Genomic DNA, 22,140 nt, shown 5'->3' with positions numbered 1-22,140 from the left:
CAACGGCAGACACAGGCACAAGGGTAAGAAGGATGCCCAAGCCGTGCCGGTGCAACTCGAGAATCGGTGGCCGTCGGGTGGGACAGTTGGCGTGGTCACCACCGGGGGGCGGACCTTCCATCGGGATACCAACTGTCCCGGCTACCGTCAGGGCGTGCGGCAGGCGGAGAAGAAGGGCCGCAACATCAACGAGGTCGAGACCATCAGCGCCGCCGCCGCTCAGGACCGAGGCAAGGCCGCCTGCCGCCTCTGCTGGCCCCGCACCTGACTCTGGCCACCAATCAGCGCGAGCTACAGGTCTGGCCCTGGCCCCCCGCAGCACGACATATGTGCGACCCAGGCGAATCGACCTGGCGATCGCTTGCGCCCTGGCTCCAGCGTCGACTACGGCAGCTCGGGTACGCCGCGGAGCAGGGTCAGCGCCGACCGGTCGGAGCTGAGCTGTGACAGCTCGGTCTCGATGAAGTTGGTGAAGAAGTCTGCAGGCGACCCGAGGTAGCCGGGGCGCTCGTCAGAGGGCCACTGGTGCAGCCACGGCTCGATCTCGACCAGCCCGGCGAGCAGCGGCAGCAACCGGTGCGCCGTCCACGCCTCCTGTGTCTTCCGATCGAGGTAGACGGTGGCGAGCGCCTGCGCCTGCGCCAAGTGATCCCACCCGGCCCAGCCGAGCAGTTCACTGCCGTCGCTGTCCCGCCCCGCCTGCGGGTAGGAGATGAACCGCTCCTTCGGCACGTCGAGCTTGCCGCGCGACCGCCAGTACGACGGCCGGGCGAAGTCCGCCGAGCTGTACTTCGGCGGCACCTCAATCTCGACCTTCTCCCCCGCGTCCTCCCGGCGCTGCAACGCCCAGGTCCGCTCCCACTGCGCCCGCTTGCGCAGCCCGGACGGCTTGTACCGCTGCGCCGGCAGGTACGGCACATGCTCGTCGGCAACCAACTGGCCCAGCGTCCGGGTCAGGTCGTAGCTGTCGTGTCCGACCCACAAGTCCAGCACCGCCCGGAGGTCCTGGTCGTGGCCGACCCGGTCGGCGAGCTGCGCCACCGACAGCGGCGTCGGCTGCCCGCCCCACAACTCCGGCGCCTCCAACCGGTCGAGCAGCCAGTCCCGCAACGCGGCCGACTGCATCTTCTCCCACCCGTCGGTGGACCAGCGCCGCTTGCACTCCGGCCGCTCGATCAGCCCGATGTGCCGGTTGGACCCGATGACGGCGATCCGGCGCTCGACCAGGGATCGGTACTCCGCCGGCCAGTGCGGCTGCGGCCGGTCGATCGGCTTGGACCCGTGCCGGTTGAACCACTCGGTCTGCGCCCCGCTGGTGTGCAGGACGATCTCGAAGGCCCGCTCCCCCAGCGCCAACTCCGGCGGGTTGGCGCAGGTCAGGTCCTCGTCGATCAGCCCGTAGAGCCGGTAGACCTCCCAGTCCAACTCCTCCTGAAGGGCAATCATCCGCGCCCGCACCGAGTGGTACTCCGCCTCAGCCTCCGCGAGCCGCCGCCTCGTAGGCACCCCCGACGCGGCGACCGCCGCCGGGGTCAGGCTCGACAGCCGCTGCGCCAGCCCATCCAACTCCCGAGCCCGCCCCAACGGGTACGCCCCAGGCAGCGGTAACCGCTCAACGTTCGATGCATTAAATGCAAACCGCTCCATCCAGTCTTCGGGCTGAATACCTCGTCCAATCCCACTACCACCCTTTGGAAAGCACGACTGCTTGAGCCAGAAGCAGGCTGTCGAACTGTTCAGGACTCCCAACAGCTGGATATGGTCTTCTTCCGACGCACCCTCCGGCAACTTGATCACCGGTGCCGTCTGCTTGAATACTTTTCCGCCCCGGTCTAGCACGAAATGGTTATGCGTCGCCACCTCAGCAAACGCGATCGACAGTGGAATCCGCAGCTTCTCACGCGCGAGAAAACCAAAGCCATACCAAGCAACACCGGGGATATCTTCGATTGGCTTTCTGAACCAAATCCTGCGCTGCAAACCACGTCGATTCGGCCATAGGAATCTAGCCAAGGCCGCCTTGGGTTCAAGATTGCATGCAACGAAAGACGGATCGTAGGGCCACACGGCCTGGTCGCCACCCTGGACTCTGTAGTCCCGAAGTTGGTCTCCAATACCTAGGTCCCATGCGGGCAGTCGTAGCCTGCTGATCACGCGTGGCGGCAGAAAGTACAGGTCGTCCTCAAGAGTTACGGCCACAACGCCAATCTGTTCGATTACCGCGGACAAAGCCCTTACGCCAATGTCGTTGATCGAATCCATCAGGCCGGAGGCGCCGCCGCCGCTGAGGCTCCAAGGATGACTGGCGAGTTGCCCTCGCACGAGGTCGGCGGCGCTGACCCAGTCCGACTCCGACCCGGGGTCGTCGATCTGCGCCTTGATAGCGGACCAGACCCGACCGTTCTCGGGATAAGCCGGAGTCGACGGTTCGCCGCGGACGCCGAGGAGGGCACGGATCGGGCCACTGTAGCGGGAGCTGACCAATCGGTTCCGGCCGACCAGGATCACAGTGGGCGTGCCGTGGCCGGGTATATAAGCACCGGCCGTGTTAATCACCTCGGTCAACTCAACGTTACCCGCGAAGTAGTCATTGATCAACTTTTTCCCGAACTCACGCTTCATGAAGGCGTTGCCCGTAATCTGACCGACGCGCCCTGCACCATCGCCGTCGTGGTCGCCTCGCTTGGCTAGCCCGAAGAAGCGCTGCGCAAAGGGCACGGTCAGGGCGTACTTGCCGGAGCAGGCGTCGTACAGCCCTCGGTAGAGCTGGTTGCGGGCGCTGTCGGAGACGGTGATGTAGGGCGGGTTGCCGACCACCACCGTGTACTGGTTCTCGGCCAGGTAGTCCTTGAGCAGGTCGGCGTCCTCGCTCTCGTACGCGAAGACCTCCCGCCCCTCGGACGCGGCAAACAGGTCGCCCTGAGCGCGTGAGCGGTACTCGTCCCAGGGCAGCAGCGAGTCGCCGGTCGCCACCCGGATCGGCCACTTCGGAGTCCGTTCCAGCTTGGTCAGCCCGCACACCTTCATCGCGGCGATCAGCAGCCGGAAGCGGGCGATCGCCACTGCGAAGGGGTTGATGTCGACGCCGGTGACCTGGCCGAGGGCCTGTTCGGCGAGCACCTTGATGTCGGTGGCCGGCTCCCGGTCCTGCCACTTGCGGACCAGCCGGTGGAACGCACCGAGCAGGAAGTGCCCGGAGCCGCAGGTCGGGTCGATCACGCTGGTCGCGGGGAGGCCGAACTCCTTGACCGCCGGCTCGAAGATCCGGTCGAGGATGAACTCCTCCACGAACTCCGGCGTCTGCAACAGCGCGTACGTCTTCTTCGCGTGCGTCGACAGGTCCTGGTAGAGGTCGCCCAGAAAGCGGGTGTTCAGGTCGTCGCGGCGCAGCGACTCCTGCCCGGCCCCGCGCCGGAAGAAGTCGCTCAGCTCCTCGGCCGCCGGGCCGGAGATGTCGAACCGCCACGCGGGGTTGTGCTCGTCGAAGATCTTGCCGGTGGCCTTGAGCCCACGCAGGTAGCCGAACGCCTCCCGCAGCCAGTGCCGGTCGTTGTGCCGCGGGTTGGCGATCAGGTACGCCTGCCGGTGCTGCACCGCCCGCTCGGCCGGCGCGGCCGGGTCGGCGCCGCCGATCCAGAGCTTCTCGACCAGCTCGTTGTCCTCGCAGAACCGGACGAATACGCAGCCCAGCACCCAGGCCACCGCCGCCTGGTCGAGCACGTCGTCGAGCCAGGTCTCGAAGCTCCCGCCGACCCGCTCAGCCGCCTTCGCCTGGGTGTGCTCCTGCAGCAGCTCCGCCCGCAGGCCCGGTGCCTCCGCGACCTGCCCGCGCAGATCCTCCACCAGGGTCTTGACCTGCGCTTGCAGCGCCTTCAGCTCGATCACCGCCAGATTCTACGGCCGACCCGCTCGGCCGCGTCGCCCGGCGAGACCTGGCGCGGCAGGGCTCGGTCCGGCCCGGCCAGCTTCCGCCACAGGAAGTTCAGCGTCAGCGCCCAGACGAAGGCCCGCTGCTCATTGTTGGCCGCCGCGCCGTGGCCACCTTCGACGTTCTCGTAGTACGACACGTCGTGGCCGTGCTCGCGCAGCCGGGCCGCCATCTTGCGGGCATGCCCCGGATGCACCCGGTCGTCGCCGGTCGAGGTGACGAACAGGACCGGCGGGTACGGCCGGCCGCCTCGGACGTTGTGGTACGGCGAGTACTCGCGCAGGTAGGCCCAGTCGGCCTCCCGGTCCGGGTCGCCGTACTCGGCGATCCAGGAGGCGCCGGCCAGCAGCTGGTGGTATCGCCGCATGTCCAGCACCGGCACGTGGGCGACGACCGCGCCGACCAGCTCCGGGTAGCGGGTCAGCATCACCCCCATCAGCAGCCCGCCGTTGCTGCCGCCCTCGATGCCGAGCCGCGCCGGCGTGGTGATCCCCCGCGTCACCAGGTCGGCCGCCACCGCCGCGAAGTCCTCGTACGCCCTGGGCCGGTTCTCCCGCATCGCGGCGTGGTGCCACTCGGGGCCGCACTCCCCGCCGCCCCGAATGTTCGCCACCACGTACGTGCCGCCCCGGGCCAGCCACCCCCGGCCGATGGCCCCGCTGTAGTGCGGGGTCTGGGAGACCTCATACCCGCCGTACCCGGTGAGCAGCGTCGGCCCGCCGGCCCCGTTCGGGTCCCCCACCACGAAGTACAGCACCCGCGTACCGTCGGCCGAGTTGGCGAAGAACTGGCGTACCACCAGGCCGTCTGCGTCGAAGAACGCCGGCTCCCGCTTGAGGGTCTCGACCGCGCCGCCGACCTGTCCGAGCCGGAGCGTCGCCGGTTGTAGGAACCCTTCCGACGCGAGCAGGTAGGCGTCGCTGTGGTGCGGGTCGGTGACCACGATCCCGCTGTGCTCGAGCTCCGGCACCCCGGCGAGCGGCTCCCGCCGCCACCCCGTCTCACCGGGCGTCAGCACCTCCAGCCGGCTCTGCACGTCGGCGAGGGTGGCCAGGATCAGGTGGTTCCGGGTCCAGAAGTGGTAGCTCAGTGCGGTGCGGTAGTCGGGCCGGAACAGCACCGTCAGCTCCCGCCCGCCGGCGAGGAACTCGTCGAACCGGGTCGCCAGCAGCGCCCCCGGCGGATGCGTCACCCCGCCGACCGCCCACCGCGAGCGCGGCCGGATCACCAACCATTCCCGATGCACGTCCCAGTGGGCGTCCTCCGGCACTTCAAGCCGGGTCAGCTCGCCTGCCCCGGTCAGCAGGTGGTTCTCACTGCGATAGAAGTCCAGGCTGCGGCCCACGAAGTCGCGCTCGAAGCCGGGCGTCGAATCGCGCGAGGCGTAGACGCCGACATCGTCCGCGCGCCCCTCGTAAACGACATCGGCCGCGGACAGCGGCGTGCCTCGCCGCCACCGCTTGGCAATGCGTGGGTACCCGGACGAGGTGAGCGAACCGGGCCCGAAGTCCGTGCCGACGAAGATGTGGTCGGCGTCGATCCAGCAGACGTGGCTCTTCGCCTCGGGAAGCCTGAAGCCGTCCTCGACGAAGGCGCGGCGGCCCAGGTCGAACTCGCGCACCACGACCGCGTCGGCGCCACCCCGGGACAGGCTGATCAGGCAGCGCTCGTAACCGAGGCGCAGCACCGTCACCTTCTGCCAGACCCAGTTCTCGCCCTCCTCGGCGGCCAACGCGTCGAGGTCGAGCAGCACGTCCCACTCCGGCTCGGCCCGGCGATACTGGTCGAGGGTTGTCCGCCGCCACATCCCTCGCGGATGCGTCGCGTCGTCCAGAAGTTGTAGCAGAATCCGTCGCCGCGCCAGCCCGGGTAGGGAATGCGGTCATCGGCATCGAGCACCTGCCGGATCTCGGCTCGCAAAGCGGCGAACGCCTCGCCGCCCGTCAACGCGGCGACAGTCTCCGCGTTGCGGTCCGCCACCCAGCCGGCGGCGTCCGCGCCGTCCAGGTCCTCCAGCCAGAGGTACGGGTCATCACCCTCATCGATCAGCGTGGCCACCTTCGCCACTATCCCGATGAGCGGCCCGCATCCACGTCCAGGTGTCGGCATGGCGACTCAAGCTACCCAGGAAGCGGCTCAAGAGCGGTCGCCTGCCCGACCTGACCCGCCCGGCCGGCACCGTCGACTGATCACCTGATCCCGGCGTTCGACCTGTCGGCCGATTCGATCCAGTCATTGGCGAGCCACAGCGACTGACTCGCCGGTGAGGTCAGCGGCAACTGCACCCCGTCCAGCACCGCCGGGTCGGGGCGCCGCGCCGGCACCAGCAGCAGCCGGGCCGCCGGCCGAGGCCGGGTCGGGTCGGCCAGCTCCTGGAGCAGGCCGAGCTGCCCGTACCGGGCCAGTGGTGCCGCCTCGGTGATCAGCACCGCTCCGTCGGCGGCGGCGATCGCCTCGCTGACCGCCGGCACGACCTGGTGCCGGACCAGGTCCACCAGGCTGCGGAAGTCGGCGTCCAGCGGCGAGCCGTTGTCGGCCGCCACGATCGCCTCCCAGGGGAAGCCCAGCGAGCGCAGCCGGTCCAGCAGTATCGCCGTGACGTCCACTTCGGTCAGTGGCAGCCGGGCCAGCAGCGCCCGCCGGGCCGGGCCGAGCCGACGCAGCGGGGCCAGCACCGCCAGGAAGGCCCGCCGCTCGATGGCCGAGCCGAGCTTGTCGCCCACCTCATCGACGGCGGTGAGCCCGAGCAGCGGCGCGTGGGTGCTCGCCATCCGGGTGCCGGTCACCGAGGCCGCCGTGCTCGCCGGCCCGTACACCCGGTCGAGCGGGTGCCAGGTCAGCGGTACCTCGGCGGTCGCGAGCAGGTCGGTCAGCTTGGGACGGCCGGGCACCCGCTCCGCCCGGGGGAAGCGGCTGTGCACCCGGTCGCGGATTTGCTGTTCGCTGAGCCGCTGGCCGATCAGGCCGCCCACCGACAACCGCAGCGCCCGCTCCGCCGGCATCTCCACCGGGTAGAGCTGCCCCTGCGCGTTGACGTCGACCCGGTCGTTGCTCCCGGCCGCCGCGAGCTGCAACAGCCGCAGATCGGCCACGACTGGCATCCCGGCCGGCACGGGCAGCCGGCGCAGCTCGTCGACGGCGCGTTGCCGGGTCGGCAGCGGGTCGGCGGCGGCCAGCTCGGCGGCCCGGCCGCCCAGCTCCACCACGTACCCGAGGAAGTCGGCGGCGGTGACGTCGGACGCTGGGTCGTCCGGCTCCCGACCGACCAGGACGGTGCCGGAGGTGCGGAACCGGTGGATGGCCACCCGGGCGTTCCCACCCGTGCTCAACTCGGCCTCGACGGCGGTGCGGACCAGCCCGATCGCCTGCGGCAGCCGCTTCGGCGCGGGCGTGTAGGAGCCGCGGGCGGCGATCAGCGCCTGGGCCAGCTCCTCGGCGGACATCACCGCGCCACGGGCGTCGAGCAGCGCCACGATCTCGTTGCGCACGGCCTCCAGCGCCGGATTGCCCAGCCAGGTCCTGGCCTGGGCGTTGAGCAGCTTGGAGATCTGCGGTTGGGTCCGGCCGGTGGCCCGGGCCGCCTCGCTCTGCGCCGGCCAGCACAGGAACGTGCCGTCGTCGGTGAGCGCCTGCCCGAGCAGCACGGCCATCGTCCGGTGGTTGCGGGACGAGGCGGCCGGCAGCAGGGTCGCGCAGAGCGCCTCCACGCCCTGTGCCAGCGACTGCTCCTCGGTGACCGCCGGCTCGCTGCCGGCGGGCAGCACGGCGCGCAGCGCCCGCGCCTGGGCGAGAATCTCCTTGCGGGTGGCGTCCGGCACCCCCTTGGCACGGGTCAGCGCCGACGGCTCCGCATCCAGCAGCTCGCCGACGGTGTGCAGGCCGAGCCGTTCCAGCGCCGAGCGGGCCCGGGCGGTCAGTTCGGTGGCCTCCAGCGGCGACTCGCGGGTCAGGCCCACCATCGCCGGGACCGGGCCGACCGGAGTCACGGCCGGCTGCGGGACCTGCTGGAAGATGGCCCGCCAGGCGTCGGTCATCTCGTCGACCGTGTCGAACCGGGCCGCCGCGTCGCGGGCCAGCGTCCGGCCGAAGAACTCCACCAGCCGGTCGGCGACCGCCGGGTCGAACGCCGCCGGATCGAGGGTCACCTCGTCGCTGATCGCGGCCGGGTTGGCGTTGTCGCCCCACCGGGGCAGCACGCCCGTCGCCATCTCGTAGAGGACGACGGCCGCCGCGAACCGCTCGGCCGCGGCGTCGAAGCGCAGCCGGCGCGGGGGGCCGAGGAACGGATCGAGGTAGCCGACCGTGCCTGCGCCGAGCTGGTCGGCGGGCGCCGACGACAGCGAGAAGTCGAAGACGCACAGGTGCGGCTGCTTGTCCTTCGGCCTCGGCCGGGCCGCCAGGTTGGCCGGCTTCAGGTCCCGGTGCCAGACACCCTGGCTGTCCAGGTAGTTGACGATGTCGAGCAGGTCCCGCCCGTACCGCTCCAGCAGGTCCAGGGCGAGCCGGCCGCCGCGCAGCTCCTCTGCGAGGGTCCGCGGCCCGGCGCTCTCCATCAGCAGGGCGGTCCGGCCGCCGACCCGCACCGGGCCGTCGACCAGCGCGGCCACCTGGGGGTGCTTCAACCTCGCGAGGGTACGCGCCTCCGCGGTCAGCCGTTCCTCGTGCTGCTCGTCGCGGGCCACCTTCAACACCAGCTCGCGGGACTCCCCGTCCCGGGTGACCAGCAGGGCGACCGCCGTGGCACCCGAGCCGAGCCGGTCCGTCACCTCCAGGCCACCGTCGAGCAGGTCACCCCGGTGGGCGGAGAGCGGATCGGCCACCGGTTCCGGCTCCGGAGCGGTCAGTTCGTCCCAGACCTTCTCCAGATCCTGGTGAAACCGGGAAACGCTGGGCAGCCGGTGCGCCGGATCGCCACGGGTCGCGTCGTAGACCAGGGTAACCAGGGTGTGCGGCATGCCGTCGACCGCCGCGTCCACGTGCAGACCGCTGTCCCGGACCGCGCTGACCAGTTCCTCGGGCGTGGCGGCCGGCGCCGTCCCGGCGAAGATCCGGTACGCCAGCGCGCCGAGGGAGAAGACGTCGAGCTGGTGACCGGGCAGGCGGGTGGCGTTCTCGGCCTCCGGCGCCTGGTAACGGCGGACCTCGTCGTCGAAGAACAGCTCCAGGCTGGCCGGATCGCTCGACGGGCCGAGCCGGGTGAGCTGAGTGGTGCCCGCCAGTCGCCCGCCGGTCTGCCAGTCGGTCACCACCAGCGTCGGGCGCGGTCCGTCCGGGTCACCGACGTAGACCGCGCGTGGCGACAACGCGCGGTGGGCCAGCCGGCGGGAGTGCGCGTAGTCGATAATCTCGGCGAGGTCCTGCACCAGGTGCAGCCGCTGGGCCAGGGTCAGCGAGTCACCCCGGCGCAGCAGCCACTGGTCGAGGCGTACCCAGTCCGGCTGGTGGTCGAAGATGACCGCCGGGCCCCAGGCGTGCTCGACCAGGTCGTGCGCCCGGGCCACCCCCGGGTGGTGGATGCCCTGCAGCAGGCGGAACTCCCGCTCCGCCGCCTTGCGGATCGCCGGCACCTCGTGCTCGGCGGCCCGGCTGGTCAGGTAGAACCGCACCCGACGCACCAGCGAGGTGTCCAGCGCGTGCCCGGCGAGGAAGTCCTGCCAGCCGAGCCCCTCGGCGAACGGCTTCGGGTGCAGCAGCAGTTGGCCGACCTTGCGGTCGGCCACCGACGGCCGGATCTTGGCGCCACGCACCAGGTCGACGATCTGCCGCCCGCGCGCCTCGTCCACCCGGTGCGCCGGGTTACGGGGCGGAGTCCGGAGCAGCTCCTTCAGGCCGGGCAGCCCCGAATCGTGCCCCTCCAGCCCGTAGACGTGCTGGCCGCCGATGGCGTCCAGGCTCGCCCGCATCGCGCGGGCATGCATGAACACCGCTGCGCCGACGTAGGGCGCCTGCCCCTCGCGGCCGTTCTGGCGGGCGTAGTAGCGGATCAGGCTCGCCAGGCGCTTGGCCTTCCGGTTGGCCAGGATGTACGGGTTGTCCTCCGGGATGAGCCGGGAGTTGGGTGCCCGGCGCATCCACTGGGTTCCGTCGCCGCGGATCTCGCCCTGCCAGTGCTTCAGCTCCAGCACGTAGAGCCCGCTGGGGGTCAGCACCAGGGCGTCGACCTCGTTGATCGAGCCGTCGGCGCCGACGAACTCGACGTTCGCCCAGACGTGGTACGGGTCGGCGTCGGGCAGGTAGCTGGCAAGCTCACGCAGCCCGTCCTGTTCCCAGGTGTAGGAGCTCGCGTTGATCTGCTCCCAGCGCGGCGAATCCTCACGCATGCACTGGCTCCCTTGACCTCCGTCTGAACTCTGGCACCTTACCTGCTCTCCGAGCAGCTGTTACAGCGAGCGACGCACCACCCACGCCCACCGTCACCCGAACTGAGGCGACCACCGCCCTACACACAAAGATCCCCGGACCGTCCTCCCGCCTGGGATCCCGGCGGATCGCTGCCATACACCTCGAAAACAGCTCGGCGAGTCGTGGGCAGGTTGGGCCAGCTCCGGCGACGGTTGGGCAGCGGCGGGAACCGGGCGTTGCCGGGCGATGACCGAATGCTCGATGTGTGCTCCACTGGTCGTTGCAACTGCCATAGGTGGCGACCATCAGGAGCCGGCTTCCGCGCGCTCGGACCGATCGCTCCCTCGCGCTCGCTGACTCGCTAACGCTGATTGTCGCCCAGAGGAGCAACCTTCGGTCGGTCACTGTTGGCAGTTGGAAGGGTGGGAGCGTGGCGGGTCCGGTGCCGTCGCAGGGCGGCTCGCATGGTCTCGATGCAGGCCCCTCGGGCGGCGTCGATCTGGTCTCGCGGGTAGCGGACCTGCAGGTTCATCTCAGCGTCGGTGGTGAGCAGGGGCTGCTGCCATGCCTGCTGCATCTGGCCGCCGGCTTGGATCTTGGTGGCACGGACGAGCGCGACGTAGCTGGCGGCGACCTCGGACGCCTCGATCTGCAGGAGAGCTTGGTGGTACGCCAGCCGGGACTGGATCTTGCTGACCTCGTCGGTGAGGTCGTAGCGGGCCTCAGGAGTGTCGCGGCGGCGTCGGATCCGGTATGGCATCTCGGCGTAGTCCTCGACCGCATTGAGGGCCTCGGCGAACGCCTTGGCCTGCCGTTCCCGGCGGGCGGCGCGCTGGTTGAGCGTGTAGGTGATCGAGGCGGAGACGACACCGCCGAGGATCGCGATCACAGCGACGATGACGATTGCCGTCTGCGCGGCCGTCCAGCCGGTTTCCGCTGCTTGGGCGTAGACCATGTCCTGCCACCTCCTTCGGATTGGGGCAGCCCGTGGGGGGCGTCTTCGAGTAGCCACACCCCGGTTCGGCGCCAGTAGTCCTCGAGGAACAGGTGCCGGCGGGTCAGCTCGACGAGTTCGAGCAGCCCCTTGTCGTGGGTCCACCGCCGCTGCGGCGGGTCCAGCGGCATCCACATGCACAACGCCCCGTCGGGCATGCGGTGCTTGGAGGTGGCACCCGGCTTGGCGAAGACCCGGGGGTAGTCCTCCGGGGACAACCCGTACGTGTCGTACGGCGGCAGCTTGTGGAAGCGGATGGTCACCTCGACCGGGTCCGGGTCGCCGATCACCTCGAGTGCCTCGATGCGGTAGACGACGATTTCACACTGCCCGGTGTAGCAGGCCGGGTCGAGGATGTGCTGGTGGGACAGGGTGGGCCCCAGCCGACGCCGGGCGGCAGCTTCCAGCGGGGCCCACCACGACGCTCGCCGGCCGTACCAGTCGGTCACCGGGGCGACCACGCCCGCGCGGAAGTCTCCGGCCCGGGGACGATCAGGCTGGCGGCCGACGCGCCCGTGGTCAGCAGCGCCTGCTCGGCCACCTGCGCGCCCTGGTCGCTGTCGGCGACCACGTGCGGCAGCACGGTGTGCAGGGCATGCCGGGCGAGGGCAGGCCGGCCGGCCTGCTCGTGTTCGATGGCCTCGGCCACCTTGTCCCGCGCCAGCCCCAGGCGCCAGGCCGCACCCTCTCGGGTCATCCCCGACGGCAGCTTGATCTTCCCGGCGACGCCTGCCGGGTCCTCGGTGAGCCCTGCGGCCATCTCGTCTGCGGCGTGGATGAAGAAGAGGCGCAGCGCCTCCAGCAGAGGCCGCTCCTCGTCCGCAATACACCCCAGGGCGAGTGCCTTGATGTTCCACGAGCACAGCGGCTTGCCGTGGTGAGCACGCCAGTGCTTGAGCAGCCGCACCGCGCGGGCGAACACGTTGCCCGTGTCCTCATTGGCCTGCAGGACCAGCTCGGTGTGCTTCTCGGGGTGCGCCCGGTCCCAACCGGCCGCGATCGTGGTGTTCGGGATCCACAACCCCTCGTCCGGGTGGTCCAGGGCCACGATCACGTCGGCGGTGAAGTCCTTCTCGCCCGCGGTGACCGGCGCGCCGAACCGCACCAGCACGGAGCGCTTCTGGCCCTCGACGGTGACCGTGAGGTTGTCGAACTCGTCCTTGAGGTGCTCCCGGATCGCGTCACGGCCCTGCTCCATCAGCGGCAGCGGCCCGGTGCCGTCCGGCCCGTACCCGGCCACGTCAACCACGACGCCGAGGTCGACGTCGGTCAGCGGCGTGTTCGCGTCGCCGTGCGCGACGGAACCGTTGATGTAGGTGCGGGCACCAGGGAACGCGTCAAGCAGCGCCGCGCTGAGCAACCCGCGGCGCCGGCGCGCCTCGCGCAACTCCTCCAGCGTGACTTCGAGATTCTTGCGGCCCTCTTCGAGCTGGTCTTCCAGGGACATCGACGTCCTCCTTCTTACGCCGGGAACCCGGCCATGGTGGGACCCCGCAGGTACGGCGATGAAGAGGGCGTGGGTGAACAAAGGCCGCTCGGCGGCGCCATCGTCTGCCGCCGGCAACCTTTACCGGGTATGTTCCTGGGTGCGAATCAAGAAACGGCCCCGTAGCCCGTCGTCCCCGTGCGCCCGTGGCTGCGGGGTCTTCTGCTCGCCAACAGCCTAACCCGCCCCACCGACAGTCCCCGATGTCGCGACGCGAGCGCCCCTGGCCGACCGTGGGACACCACAGTGGTCGACGATGACGGTGCCGACCGGGGTGACCCGCCGGTGCTTACCGCAGGCACTGTCGACCGCGTCGGTTGACGACCCCGGGCGCCCGGTCGGTGGTGTTGTCGTGAGGGTGCGGTGTCATGAGCGGTGGCTGGCGGTGGCGTCCCCGTCGGTGGGGACGAGGACCTGGTCCACAGCGCGGGTCGGGTGGCGAGCGGCGAGCACCCATAGCCAAGCCTGGTTCGAGGGCGGCAACAGCGTGCTCCCAATCTGCTCCCAATGTATGGGGGCAAACGGCGAGAAGCCCGTTACCGGCATCTCCGGCGACGGGCTCCTGACCTGCATTCATCCATGGTGGGCGATACTGGGATCGAACCAGTGACCTCTTCGGTGTGAAACAGGACGCTGCACCGACTCTGACCTGCGGCAACGTGGAGCCGCAGGCAGGGGTGGGTGCAATTGAGCGCCGTTCGATGCCGTTGGACGCAGTTCAAGGCTGTTCAGTGCACCCCGCTGCTCCCAACCTGCTCCCCCAAACCGGGCTCGCACCGGGCCGCCGACCGCCGACCGATGGTGAGCTGCCGGCCCAGTGGTTGGCACCAGCGAGGCTAGGTGGAGAGGTCAACGGACGTCTTGCGACAGTCCGCCTATACAGGTTGTCGGTGGGTGCATCTATGTTGTGGCCGGTGACGATGCCGCTGTTCGAACTCCATGCCGCGGGGACGCCCGTGCCATCAGTCACCAGACCTGACCGGCGCCGGACCGTTGACCCGCAAGCGGCAGCCGCTGTCATGCGCGCCGCCGGCCTGGAGCCGCTCGAGCCTTATCCCGGATCCAGCAAACCGTGGCGGTGCACCCACACCCGCTGCCTGCGCGAGGTCACACCCCGGTACAGCAATATCGCGAAGGGCCAGAACGGGTGCGTGCACTGCGCGGGCCGATACACGGACCCACGGGCTGCCGAGGAGATTATGCGCGCCGCCGGCTTGGAACCGCTCGAGCCGTATCCGGGCACCAGCAAGCCGTGGCGATGCCGGCATGTGCCATGCGGCCGCGAGGTGACCCCCTGGTACAGCCACGTGCGCACCGGTCACGGCGGCTGCCTGTTCTGCCGCAAGGGCGCCCCGGTCACCGCTGAGGACGCGAAACGCGAGATGCGGGAAGCCGGCATGGAACCGCTTGAGCCTTTCCACGGCCTCGATACCAAGTGGCGCTCTCGATGCCTGACCTGCGGAACCGTCGGAGAACCGCGGTTAACTAGCATCAGACACGGGCAGGGCGGCTGCAGGCCATGCGGCCGCCGCAAAGCGAACGCCTCGCTGCGCGGTGACGCCCACCAAGCCATAGCCAGAATGCGAGACGCCGGCCTGGAACCGCTGGCGCCGTACCCCGGTACGGGTGAGCCGTACAAGGCGCGATGCGCCCGCTGCGACGCGATCGTGTACCCGCGACTGCAGAAGGCGAGGCCTCCGGCTTGCCGGTACTGCGTCAGCAAAGCCCGCGGCAAGGCGCAACGGCACGATTCCACCGAAGCGGAAGCGAAGATGCGCGCGCTCGGTCTCGAGCCACAGGAGTCGTACCAGGGAATCAAGTACCCGTGGCGTTGCGTGTGTACCGGCTGCGGCCGAACCACCTCACCCACGTACCGATCGATCCTCGCCGGGCAATCCGGATGCCGACGCTGCGCCGACCTGCGCGCGGCCGTAGCCCGCCGGGAAGACCCCCACAAAGCGGCAGCGTCGATGCGTGAGGCGGGCTTCGAACCGTTGGATCCGTACCAGACATCGATGACGCCATGGCTCTGCCGGCACACCGTCTGCGGGCAGGAAAGCCGTCCCACACTGGCGAAGGTCCGATCCGGTGGCGGATGCCGGTACTGCGCGCGGTACGGCTTCCAGCGCGGAGAGCCGGCCCGGGTGTACGTCGTCGTCCACCGCAAGCTGAGTGCGGTGAAGATTGGTGTCGCCGGCGCCGAGCAGCGCAACAACGACCGGATCACGCAGCACCGCCGGTACGGATTCGAACTGCATTCGCAGTATCCCGTAACGACCGGGGACGACGCCCTCGCGGTCGAGCAGGCGATCATTCGGCGCCTGCGCGCGGAGGGTCACGAGCCGTACCTGACGATCCAGCAGCTGCCGAACGGGTGGACCGAGACGTTCGATGCCGCACTTGTCAGCCCGGAATGTCTCGATGCCCTGATACACGCCGAGCGGAAGAGGGTCACAGCGGCCCGATGTAGCAATGGACTCAGTCAGGGTGCAATGATCAGTGATACCGGTCATCCAGATGAAGACGCAACTGTTGTGTGAGATTCCGCAACGCCTGCTCCCCTAATCGGCGCGAAGCCGCCGGCAGCTGGTCGGCGGGCATGTCCCCCGTCGAACCGACTGGTGCCTGTGAGCGATGAGCCTGACGAGCCAACCAAACCGACTCCACCCAACCCGGGGAACATCAAAAACACGCAACGTGAAAGGCGGGCCACCCTCGTTCCGGGGTGGCCGGCCTTTCGTTGCGTGGTGGTGCTACTCCACGGCCCAACGCGCTCCCGGCTGGTTCTCCGGCTCGTACGCCACGTAGGCCGGCCGCTTGTCCTTCAGCGCCCGGAAGGTGATCCAGCCGCGCACGCACTTCCCGTCCGGCAGGTCCTTCTCCCCTGTGGGGTACTCCGGCTGCGGGAACTGATTGTAGGTGATGTTCGACGCGCCCATCTCGGTGTCGTCGGCGTAGACGAGCTTCCACCGGTCGTTGGTGACGGTAATACCGTCGTACCCGTCGTCAAGGTTCTTCACCGCGCAAACCCTTCACGTCGGCGGCGGCCCAGGTCAGCCCCGGCTGCCCATTGGGGCGGGGGGCGCTGGCGGCGACCGGCTGCCGAAATCCGTAGGCGGTGGCGGTCGCGAGATCCGCGATGGGAGCGGACTTCCCGAACGCCAGAGCCGCATCAGCGGGGCTGTCCTCGGCGGCCGCCGTGTCCGGCGTCGGACTGGTCGTCGGCGCGGCCAGGGTGGTCGCAGGCGGCGTGGGGCTCGGCGGCGTGCTGGTCGGTGCCGGGGTAGGCGCCGAGGCGTCGCCGCAGCTGGCGAGGGCGAGCATCGCGGCCGCCGCGACGGCGAGGCGGCGGGTGCGGGTGGTCGTCAAGGTAGCTCCTCAGCTCCGGTGTGGACCCTCGATCGTCGCCATCATCGGCCCTTGGCCTGGGTCAGGCTCTGCCGGTATTCGAGCGCCTCGGGAGTCTCTTCGTACTGCAGCAGACTGCCGGCCAGCTCGAGCAGGTGTTCTTTAGCCTCATGGGGAGTGGCATAGAAGAACTCACGTCGCTGGTTGATGAGGTTGACTCGGCGGTCGGCCAGGCGGGCGTGCATCTTGGCTTCGATGCCGACGGCGTCCTCGGAGAAGAACAGGGCGTGCACGTCGAAGTTGAAAGGTACGGAGGCGTCGCTGAGTTCCTTCACCCTGTCGAGCGGGTCAAGGCGCCGGGTCAAGCCGACCTTCACCATCTTCTCGCCGAACGCCCCCAGGTTCGAGATGACGTACACGTAGCCGGCGCGCACGTTGGCGGCCCGGTAGTCCACGTCCTCGATCGCGGTGTCAATCCGCGCCAGCCGCTCCTGCATCTGGGCGGCCCCGTCGACGTCGCCCTTGGCTTGCAGCGCGGCGAGGGCGTTGGCGTAGTGCTGGCGCTCCTTGTCTAGACGGGCGCGCTCGCGTTCGATCTCCTGCTGGACCCGTCGCTCCTCCCGCAGCCGCGCCTTCTCCTCCCGCTCACGCTCCTTCTCCTCGGCGACCTTCGCTTGGTAGTCAGCCGTAAGCTCCAATTCGCGAACCCGCAGCCGGTGATAGTCCTCAGAGATGCGGATCTGCATCGTCTTGCCCAGCTTGGCGATGGTCGCCGCCACCTTGCCCAGCCGCTCGACGGCCGAGTCGAGCTTGTAGGGCCTCAGGCCGCGGACCAGGTTGTCCGCCTCGGCGTTGTAGGCCCGCAGCATCAGCCTGGAGAAGTCCCGCAGCATCACCCGCCCCTCGGCCGCGGAACCGTTCACCGTCCAGCCAGTGGCGGCCAGGACCGCTCCGCCTTCCCGCTTGGTCATGCTCTTGATCTGGCCCTGCAGCCCAGCCAGAGCGGCCTGGTAGGCGACCGCATCCGACAGGGGATGCCGATACTCGTAGACGCCGGCCTCCTGCAGCAGCGCCGTCTCCTCGGTCACCACGACCTGCTGACGAACCTCCAGCAACCGGCGATCTAGATCCAACGACGCGGTATCGATGCAATGAACAGGGCCACGACCGGTAGCCGTGGCCAGGCCAGCGATCGCCTATACCAGACTCCGTGCGCAAGTGTCGACGTCCGATCGAGTAAGGACCAAAGCGACTTCGCCTGACCACTTCAGCCCGCCGAAGGCTCGTCGACCACAGCCAACTCTGACCAGACGGGAAGCAACAGAGCACGACCTCTTCGGTCTTCTCTGGGAGGTCACACCGAACCGCTCGCCTGTATCACCGCAGGCCAGAGGCCTCGACCCTGCCCGGTGTCGGTGAGCACTTCGGGCGCGGTGACCACTTCGCCACCCTGCGCCCAATCTGGTCCCACATGCAAGGCCAGGCCAACCAGGCGCTCCTTACTGCCGCGACCTGCGCACACTTCCCCTCCAGCGAAGATCGAGAGCTATCGACTACTGCGGAAATCGCGGAACACTCCGCGGTGAAGCAGGACGCCGCACCGATCCTGACCTGCGCAAAAGCAGAACAACAGGTGGGCGCGGGTGCCGTTGAGCGTCGTTGCGTGCGGTTGGATGCAGTTCAACGCCGTTCAGGACACCCGGCTGCTCCCACCGCGCTCCCTGATCCCCGACCCCCGCGGCCCGCGCCCGCGGGGCTTGTCGGCGTGCCACCCCGCAACATCAGGGGTGCACCCACTCCCAGTCGCTCTCGCAGTCATGGGTGCTGAAGATGGCACCCTTCGGCACCGTTACCTGCATGTAACTGGTCGCGTAGCCGCCGTCGGTGTGGCCGTACTCCGGTGGCGTTGACAGCTCCCACATGCACCCCGTCAGGTCCGTTCCACCCTCTGTCGCCCAGTCGCCCGGCTCGACAAGATGAGCCTTCTTGCACCACTCGATGCCCTTGCAGCTTGCCCCTGCCACGTAATAGCCGCAGCGGCCCGCCCGAATGCAGTTGCCACCATCGTCGGTCATAACAGTGGGGAGGGTGGGTCTGTACGACGGCAACGCGCTGGGCGATGGGCTGGAGCTTGCCGATGGTACGGCGCTGATTGCGGTCGGCGCCGCTGTGGTGAGCGTGGGGGCGCTGGAGGGTGGTGCTGCGGCGGGCTCGGTGTCGCTGGAACAACCCGTTAGCGCCACGGCCAAAACAAGCGCGGCGGCGACGGGGAGGAGGCGGCGGATCATCCGGGCAACGTAGCGGCGGAACCGGCCTGCGGCTGTCGACTTCCCGACAGCGCGCGTCGCAGTTCGCCGCGTCGTACAGCGTCTCAGCCTTGACCATCAGCTCCAGGCACCCGGCTCCGGACAGTCCACCGACGCCCACCGGCACTCGAGCGCACCCACCGGCCGGGTATGGCCTCGCCTGGGCAGTCGCTTCGCCGTGTCATCGGTTCATGGCAGTGCCGCGGGATTCTCTGCGTACAGGCTTTTCGTCATCCTGGCGGAGAAGGGACCGCCGGGCGCCCGTGACGTCGGAGAACACGCGATGATCGCCCTGTTGGAGGGCGGCAAGCAGGATGTCGTAGCTGACATCCGGAGCGCCTCAGCAGACTTCCCAGGTGACCTACCTCCGTCCGGCCGACGGGAACGAAGCGACGAGGATGAGCAGCCCAGCTCGCACGACTCGACGTCGCACCGTCGTGACCAGGCGCCGTCGCTGCCCGGGTGATGTCGGACCCGGCGACTATGCTGGCCCGGCTCTGCCGCCGGGTACATCGGTGGGTGCAGGAGACGGGGAAGGTCGGCGATGGCGAGTGTGGTCGAGCAGGCGAAGGCGGAGATCCGGTTCGCGTTGAGCCAGCTCGCTGCCCGCAACGGACAGTTCGAGTTCGAGACGATGACGCGGATGCTCGCCCGGGCGACGGTGACCCGTAACGTGCTGATCGCGACCGGGCCGGTCGCCTCCGGCGGTGACCAGGGCCGGGACTTCGAGACGTACCGCACCGATCTGGCCGGGCAGACACAGCCGCTGGGCCGGAAGATTGGCATGTCCGACAACGACGGGGTCGGTTTCACCTGCACCCTGCAGCAGGATGACATCGGCACCAAGATCCGCGGGGATGTCGGAAAGATCATGGCGTCCGGTATGGCCGTGACGTTCATTCTCGCGTACTGCGAGGTGAACATCCCCGTCGCTCGTCGCCACGAACTGCAAGAACAGGTCCGGAATGCCCACGATGTCCATCTTGAGATCTTCGACGGCGCCGGCATCTCCGAGCTGCTGGCCCACCACGCGACGTTCTGGATCGCCGAGCAGTACCTGCACCTGCCAGGCCGGACGCTGCCACCGCCGCCGGACCGGCCGGACTGGTACGAGGCCGACCTGGCCCGATGGCGCCAGAGCCCGACGGCGGCCTGGAGCTGGGGCGACCACGTCGACCTGACGGTCTGCCTGCGCTACGCCTACCAGCAACGGGAGGGCCGCGAGGACATCCCGTTCTGGTTGGAGAAACTCGCGCCCCTGATGGCCGACGACGTGCCGGCCTCGTTGCGGCACGCCACCCGCCATCAGGTGATCATCGCCCACCACCTCGGGCTGGGATCGATGCGCCCGGTCGACGAGCTCACCACGGCGGAGATCACCGACGCCGCCGTGAGCCGCGACGTGCACCTGATCGCGGATGCCACGGTGCTGCTGCTGCTCACCTGTGCCGCGTTCGCCCGCGACGAGACCGGCCACTCCGCCGACCGGATCATGTCCTGGAACGCGCAGCTCACCACTCATGTCACTGAACTGCTCGCCGCCGAAACCTATCCCGGTGAGCGCTGCTCGCTGCTGGAAACGCTCGCCGCGCTCAAGATGCAGCCCGACCTGACCCGGGCCGGTCCCGGCGGTCGCGACTACCGGCTCGGCGGGGCCACCACCGACCTCACCGTTGACGAGCGGATGCAGGAGATCGCCGACTACGGGCTCACTCCGGCACAGATTCCCGCGGTGGACCTGCCCGGCGTGCTGGACGCGTTCGCTCATCTGGCCGAGACACTGCCCGACGCGCCGATGTACCCGATCGAGCCGGTCAACAGGTTCCTGACGCTCAACATGCCGCTGCTGATGGACGACCGGCGCTACGCGACGATCGCGGACGTATTTGACGGCCTGCTGGCCGACACGGTGGGCGACGACGCAGCCGCCGACCAAGCCCTCGAACGGTCGAACACGTTCTTCGCCGCCGGCCGCGTCTTGGACGCCCTACGGCTGTTGCACCGTGCCCTGGCGCGCCTGATCCGCGGCGATTCCGGGGCCCGGCTGGTCCACGCCACCCTGGCCACCGCCGAGGCGTACCAGCAGCTGCACCTGTACGCGGCGGCCAAGTACTACGGCCTGCTGGCCGCCGGCCTGACCCGCCGCGACGACCCCGACCTGTTCCCCCAGGGCCTGTTCAAAGCAGCGGCAGCCGAATACCAGCAGGGCAACTGGGCCAGCGCCACCCGGCTCAACCACCGGGCACTGACCGCCCACACCCTGATGGCCGAACGCGCCGGCGAGGTCGACCGCTACCCGTGGGTCAGCGACGCCGCGCTCGAGCTGGTCACCATCAAGGCCCTGGCCGACAAACTCGAGCCCGCCGTCACGAACCTGGTCGGCCACGCCGTCACCGACCCCCGCATCCGGGGGCTGTTCGACATGGCCACCGCGGCACTGACCAGTGCCCGCCCACCCTGGTGGGACGGCTGGGACGTCACCCGGCACGCCACCCGCATCGCCGACCGCCTCGGGATCGCACCGTTCGCCGACACCACCGGACTCCGCCGGATTCGGTTCGCGTGCCTGGGCGTCGACTGGACCATCGAGTTCGCCAACAGCGCCGCGGACGTCGTGGTCGGCGAGCGGCTGGCCGCAGCACTGCAGATCATCCTCGCCTACCTCGCCGCGGCGGACCCAGCGCTGCTGCCCACCCGGGTGACCGTCCACGTGGCCGCCGGCCCGCCCGGCGCCGCCGCCACCATCGAGGAAAACGGGTCCGTGCCGGGTGAGACCCGGTTCCGGTGCATGCTGGCCGCGGTCACCGGGAATCGGCGGGAAGCGGCCCAAGTCGTCGCACAGCAGACCCTGACCGCCGTGACCACCGTGATCCTCACCGTCTCCACCCTGTCCAACGCCCGATGGGACAACCTGATTACCAAGGCTGGCCACGACGGCCTGATCTCCATGATCTGCTTCGCCTACGCCTACGACAGTGTGCACGGCGATCTCGGATGCGACCGTGACATCGACCCCGCCCTGACCGATCGGCAGCTGCTGCCCGCCGACGTCACGGCGTTCCCGAAACCCGGGCCGGGCCTGGATTTTCCGCAGACACCCGGGCCCGGATACACCGAGGCCGACAGCCACGCCGGGATCCGCTCCAAGTACGAGGACCTGCCCGCCCGGATGCTGCCCACCCTGACCGGCCTGCGACGCGACCCGGCCTTCGCCGCTACCGTCGCCGCGTTACGCGAGCAGGGCTGGCGCGACTGGCACATCCTGTTCGCGACCCACAACCTCGCCAAGAACGTCCGGATGACCCACCGCGCCCCGCACCTGGTCGACGACTTCGCCGGTGCCCGCGACTTCTTCCTCGGCCCGGAGCCCGACAACGACCCGCTGCCGCCCCGATTCTTCACCTCCGACGCGCTGCGCCACACCCTAGACGTGAGCGTGGCGGCGAGCGCCCGCTCGATCTGGAAACTCACCCTCCGGCAGCCGATCGACCTCGCAGCGGTCCGCCACCTGCTGACCGTCCGCTACCGGTGGAACGCCGACGATGTCGCCCACGACGATCCCTTCCTGCCACCGGGACGCGACTGACCCAGCGACCGCACCGGCTTGCGGTGTCCCCGCCGGCCAGTACGGTCAATCCGACTCGGCGATCGGCTGGGCGCAGATCCTCGAGACGGGGCTGCCGCGTAGCGGGCCACGACGTCGCTTTCGGAATGCCCTGCCGTAGGCTAGTACGGC

The 22,140-nt window shown here is 69.5% G+C and carries 14 protein-coding genes; 3 read left to right on the top strand and 11 right to left on the bottom strand.

The annotated features are described in order from the left end of the window. Nucleotides 1-384: 384 nt before the first annotated feature. From pglX to KBX63_RS23965, 7 genes are all read right to left on the bottom strand, one after another. On the bottom strand, nucleotides 385-3,885 hold the full coding sequence (pglX, locus tag KBX63_RS23990) for a BREX-2 system adenine-specific DNA-methyltransferase PglX (protein WP_210914499.1): 3,501 nt from the start codon (nucleotides 3,883-3,885) through the stop codon (nucleotides 385-387). Continuing rightward, nucleotides 3,882-5,735, bottom strand: a complete 1,854-nt coding sequence (locus tag KBX63_RS36805; protein WP_374102259.1) for a prolyl oligopeptidase family protein — start codon at nucleotides 5,733-5,735, stop codon at nucleotides 3,882-3,884. Before KBX63_RS36805 ends, pglX begins: the two co-directional genes overlap by 4 nt. Next, nucleotides 5,618-6,037: a hypothetical protein gene (locus KBX63_RS36800; protein WP_374102258.1), complete on the bottom strand. Its 420-nt coding sequence runs from the start codon at nucleotides 6,035-6,037 to the stop codon at nucleotides 5,618-5,620. Before KBX63_RS36800 ends, KBX63_RS36805 begins: the two co-directional genes overlap by 118 nt. Before the next feature lie 80 nt (nucleotides 6,038-6,117). After that, nucleotides 6,118-10,248, bottom strand: coding sequence for a BREX system serine/threonine kinase PglW (gene pglW, locus KBX63_RS23980; protein WP_210914493.1), 4,131 nt, complete (start codon nucleotides 10,246-10,248; stop codon nucleotides 6,118-6,120). Nucleotides 10,249-10,631: 383 nt separating this feature from the next. Continuing rightward, the gene (locus KBX63_RS23975) at nucleotides 10,632-11,225 is read right to left on the bottom strand and encodes a hypothetical protein (protein ID WP_210914489.1); all 594 of its coding nucleotides are present in this window, start codon (nucleotides 11,223-11,225) and stop codon (nucleotides 10,632-10,634) included. Then, nucleotides 11,156-11,713, bottom strand: coding sequence for a hypothetical protein (locus tag KBX63_RS23970; protein WP_210914487.1), 558 nt, complete (start codon nucleotides 11,711-11,713; stop codon nucleotides 11,156-11,158). Before KBX63_RS23970 ends, KBX63_RS23975 begins: the two co-directional genes overlap by 70 nt. Then, nucleotides 11,710-12,711, bottom strand: a complete 1,002-nt coding sequence (locus KBX63_RS23965; RefSeq protein WP_210914486.1) for a hypothetical protein — start codon at nucleotides 12,709-12,711, stop codon at nucleotides 11,710-11,712. Before KBX63_RS23965 ends, KBX63_RS23970 begins: the two co-directional genes overlap by 4 nt. 953 nt (nucleotides 12,712-13,664) lie before the next feature. On the opposite strand from KBX63_RS23965, the gene KBX63_RS23960 reads away from it, so the two are divergent. Beyond that, the gene (locus KBX63_RS23960) at nucleotides 13,665-15,290 is read left to right on the top strand and encodes a hypothetical protein (RefSeq protein WP_210914484.1); all 1,626 of its coding nucleotides are present in this window, start codon (nucleotides 13,665-13,667) and stop codon (nucleotides 15,288-15,290) included. 213 nt (nucleotides 15,291-15,503) lie between these two features. Here KBX63_RS23960 and KBX63_RS23955 read toward each other — a convergent pair whose 3' ends face one another. The 4 genes from KBX63_RS23955 to KBX63_RS23940 form a co-directional block, all read right to left on the bottom strand. Further along, on the bottom strand, nucleotides 15,504-15,770 hold the full coding sequence (locus KBX63_RS23955; RefSeq protein WP_210914482.1) for a hypothetical protein: 267 nt from the start codon (nucleotides 15,768-15,770) through the stop codon (nucleotides 15,504-15,506). Further along, the gene (locus KBX63_RS23950; RefSeq protein WP_210914481.1) at nucleotides 15,757-16,119 is read right to left on the bottom strand and encodes a hypothetical protein; all 363 of its coding nucleotides are present in this window, start codon (nucleotides 16,117-16,119) and stop codon (nucleotides 15,757-15,759) included. Before KBX63_RS23950 ends, KBX63_RS23955 begins: the two co-directional genes overlap by 14 nt. A 41-nt stretch (nucleotides 16,120-16,160) precedes the next feature. After that, nucleotides 16,161-17,186 carry a DUF4041 domain-containing protein gene (locus tag KBX63_RS23945; RefSeq protein WP_307871809.1) on the bottom strand — a complete coding sequence of 342 codons (1,026 nt, stop codon included), beginning with the start codon at nucleotides 17,184-17,186 and terminating at the stop codon, nucleotides 16,161-16,163. A gap of 693 nt (nucleotides 17,187-17,879) precedes the next feature. Continuing rightward, nucleotides 17,880-18,173 (bottom strand): hypothetical protein, encoded by a 294-nt coding sequence (locus KBX63_RS23940; protein ID WP_210914480.1) that lies wholly within the window; start codon nucleotides 18,171-18,173, stop codon nucleotides 17,880-17,882. A gap of 13 nt (nucleotides 18,174-18,186) precedes the next feature. Here KBX63_RS23940 and KBX63_RS23935 point away from each other — a divergent pair, with 13 nt between their 5' ends. Both KBX63_RS23935 and KBX63_RS23930 read left to right on the top strand, forming a co-directional pair. Continuing rightward, a complete protein-coding gene (locus KBX63_RS23935) occupies nucleotides 18,187-18,399 on the top strand; it encodes a hypothetical protein (RefSeq protein ID WP_210914477.1) in 213 nt (70 codons plus the stop codon). Nucleotides 18,400-18,948: 549 nt separating this feature from the next. Next, nucleotides 18,949-21,990, top strand: coding sequence for a tetratricopeptide repeat protein (locus KBX63_RS23930; RefSeq protein WP_210914474.1), 3,042 nt, complete (start codon nucleotides 18,949-18,951; stop codon nucleotides 21,988-21,990). The last annotated feature ends 150 nt before the right edge of the window (nucleotides 21,991-22,140 follow it).

It is taken from the genome of Micromonospora sp. U21, from assembly GCF_018070045.1.
Taxonomy (GTDB): Bacteria; Actinomycetota; Actinomycetes; order Mycobacteriales; family Micromonosporaceae; genus Micromonospora.
This window is presented reverse-complemented; position numbering and strand designations above follow the sequence as displayed.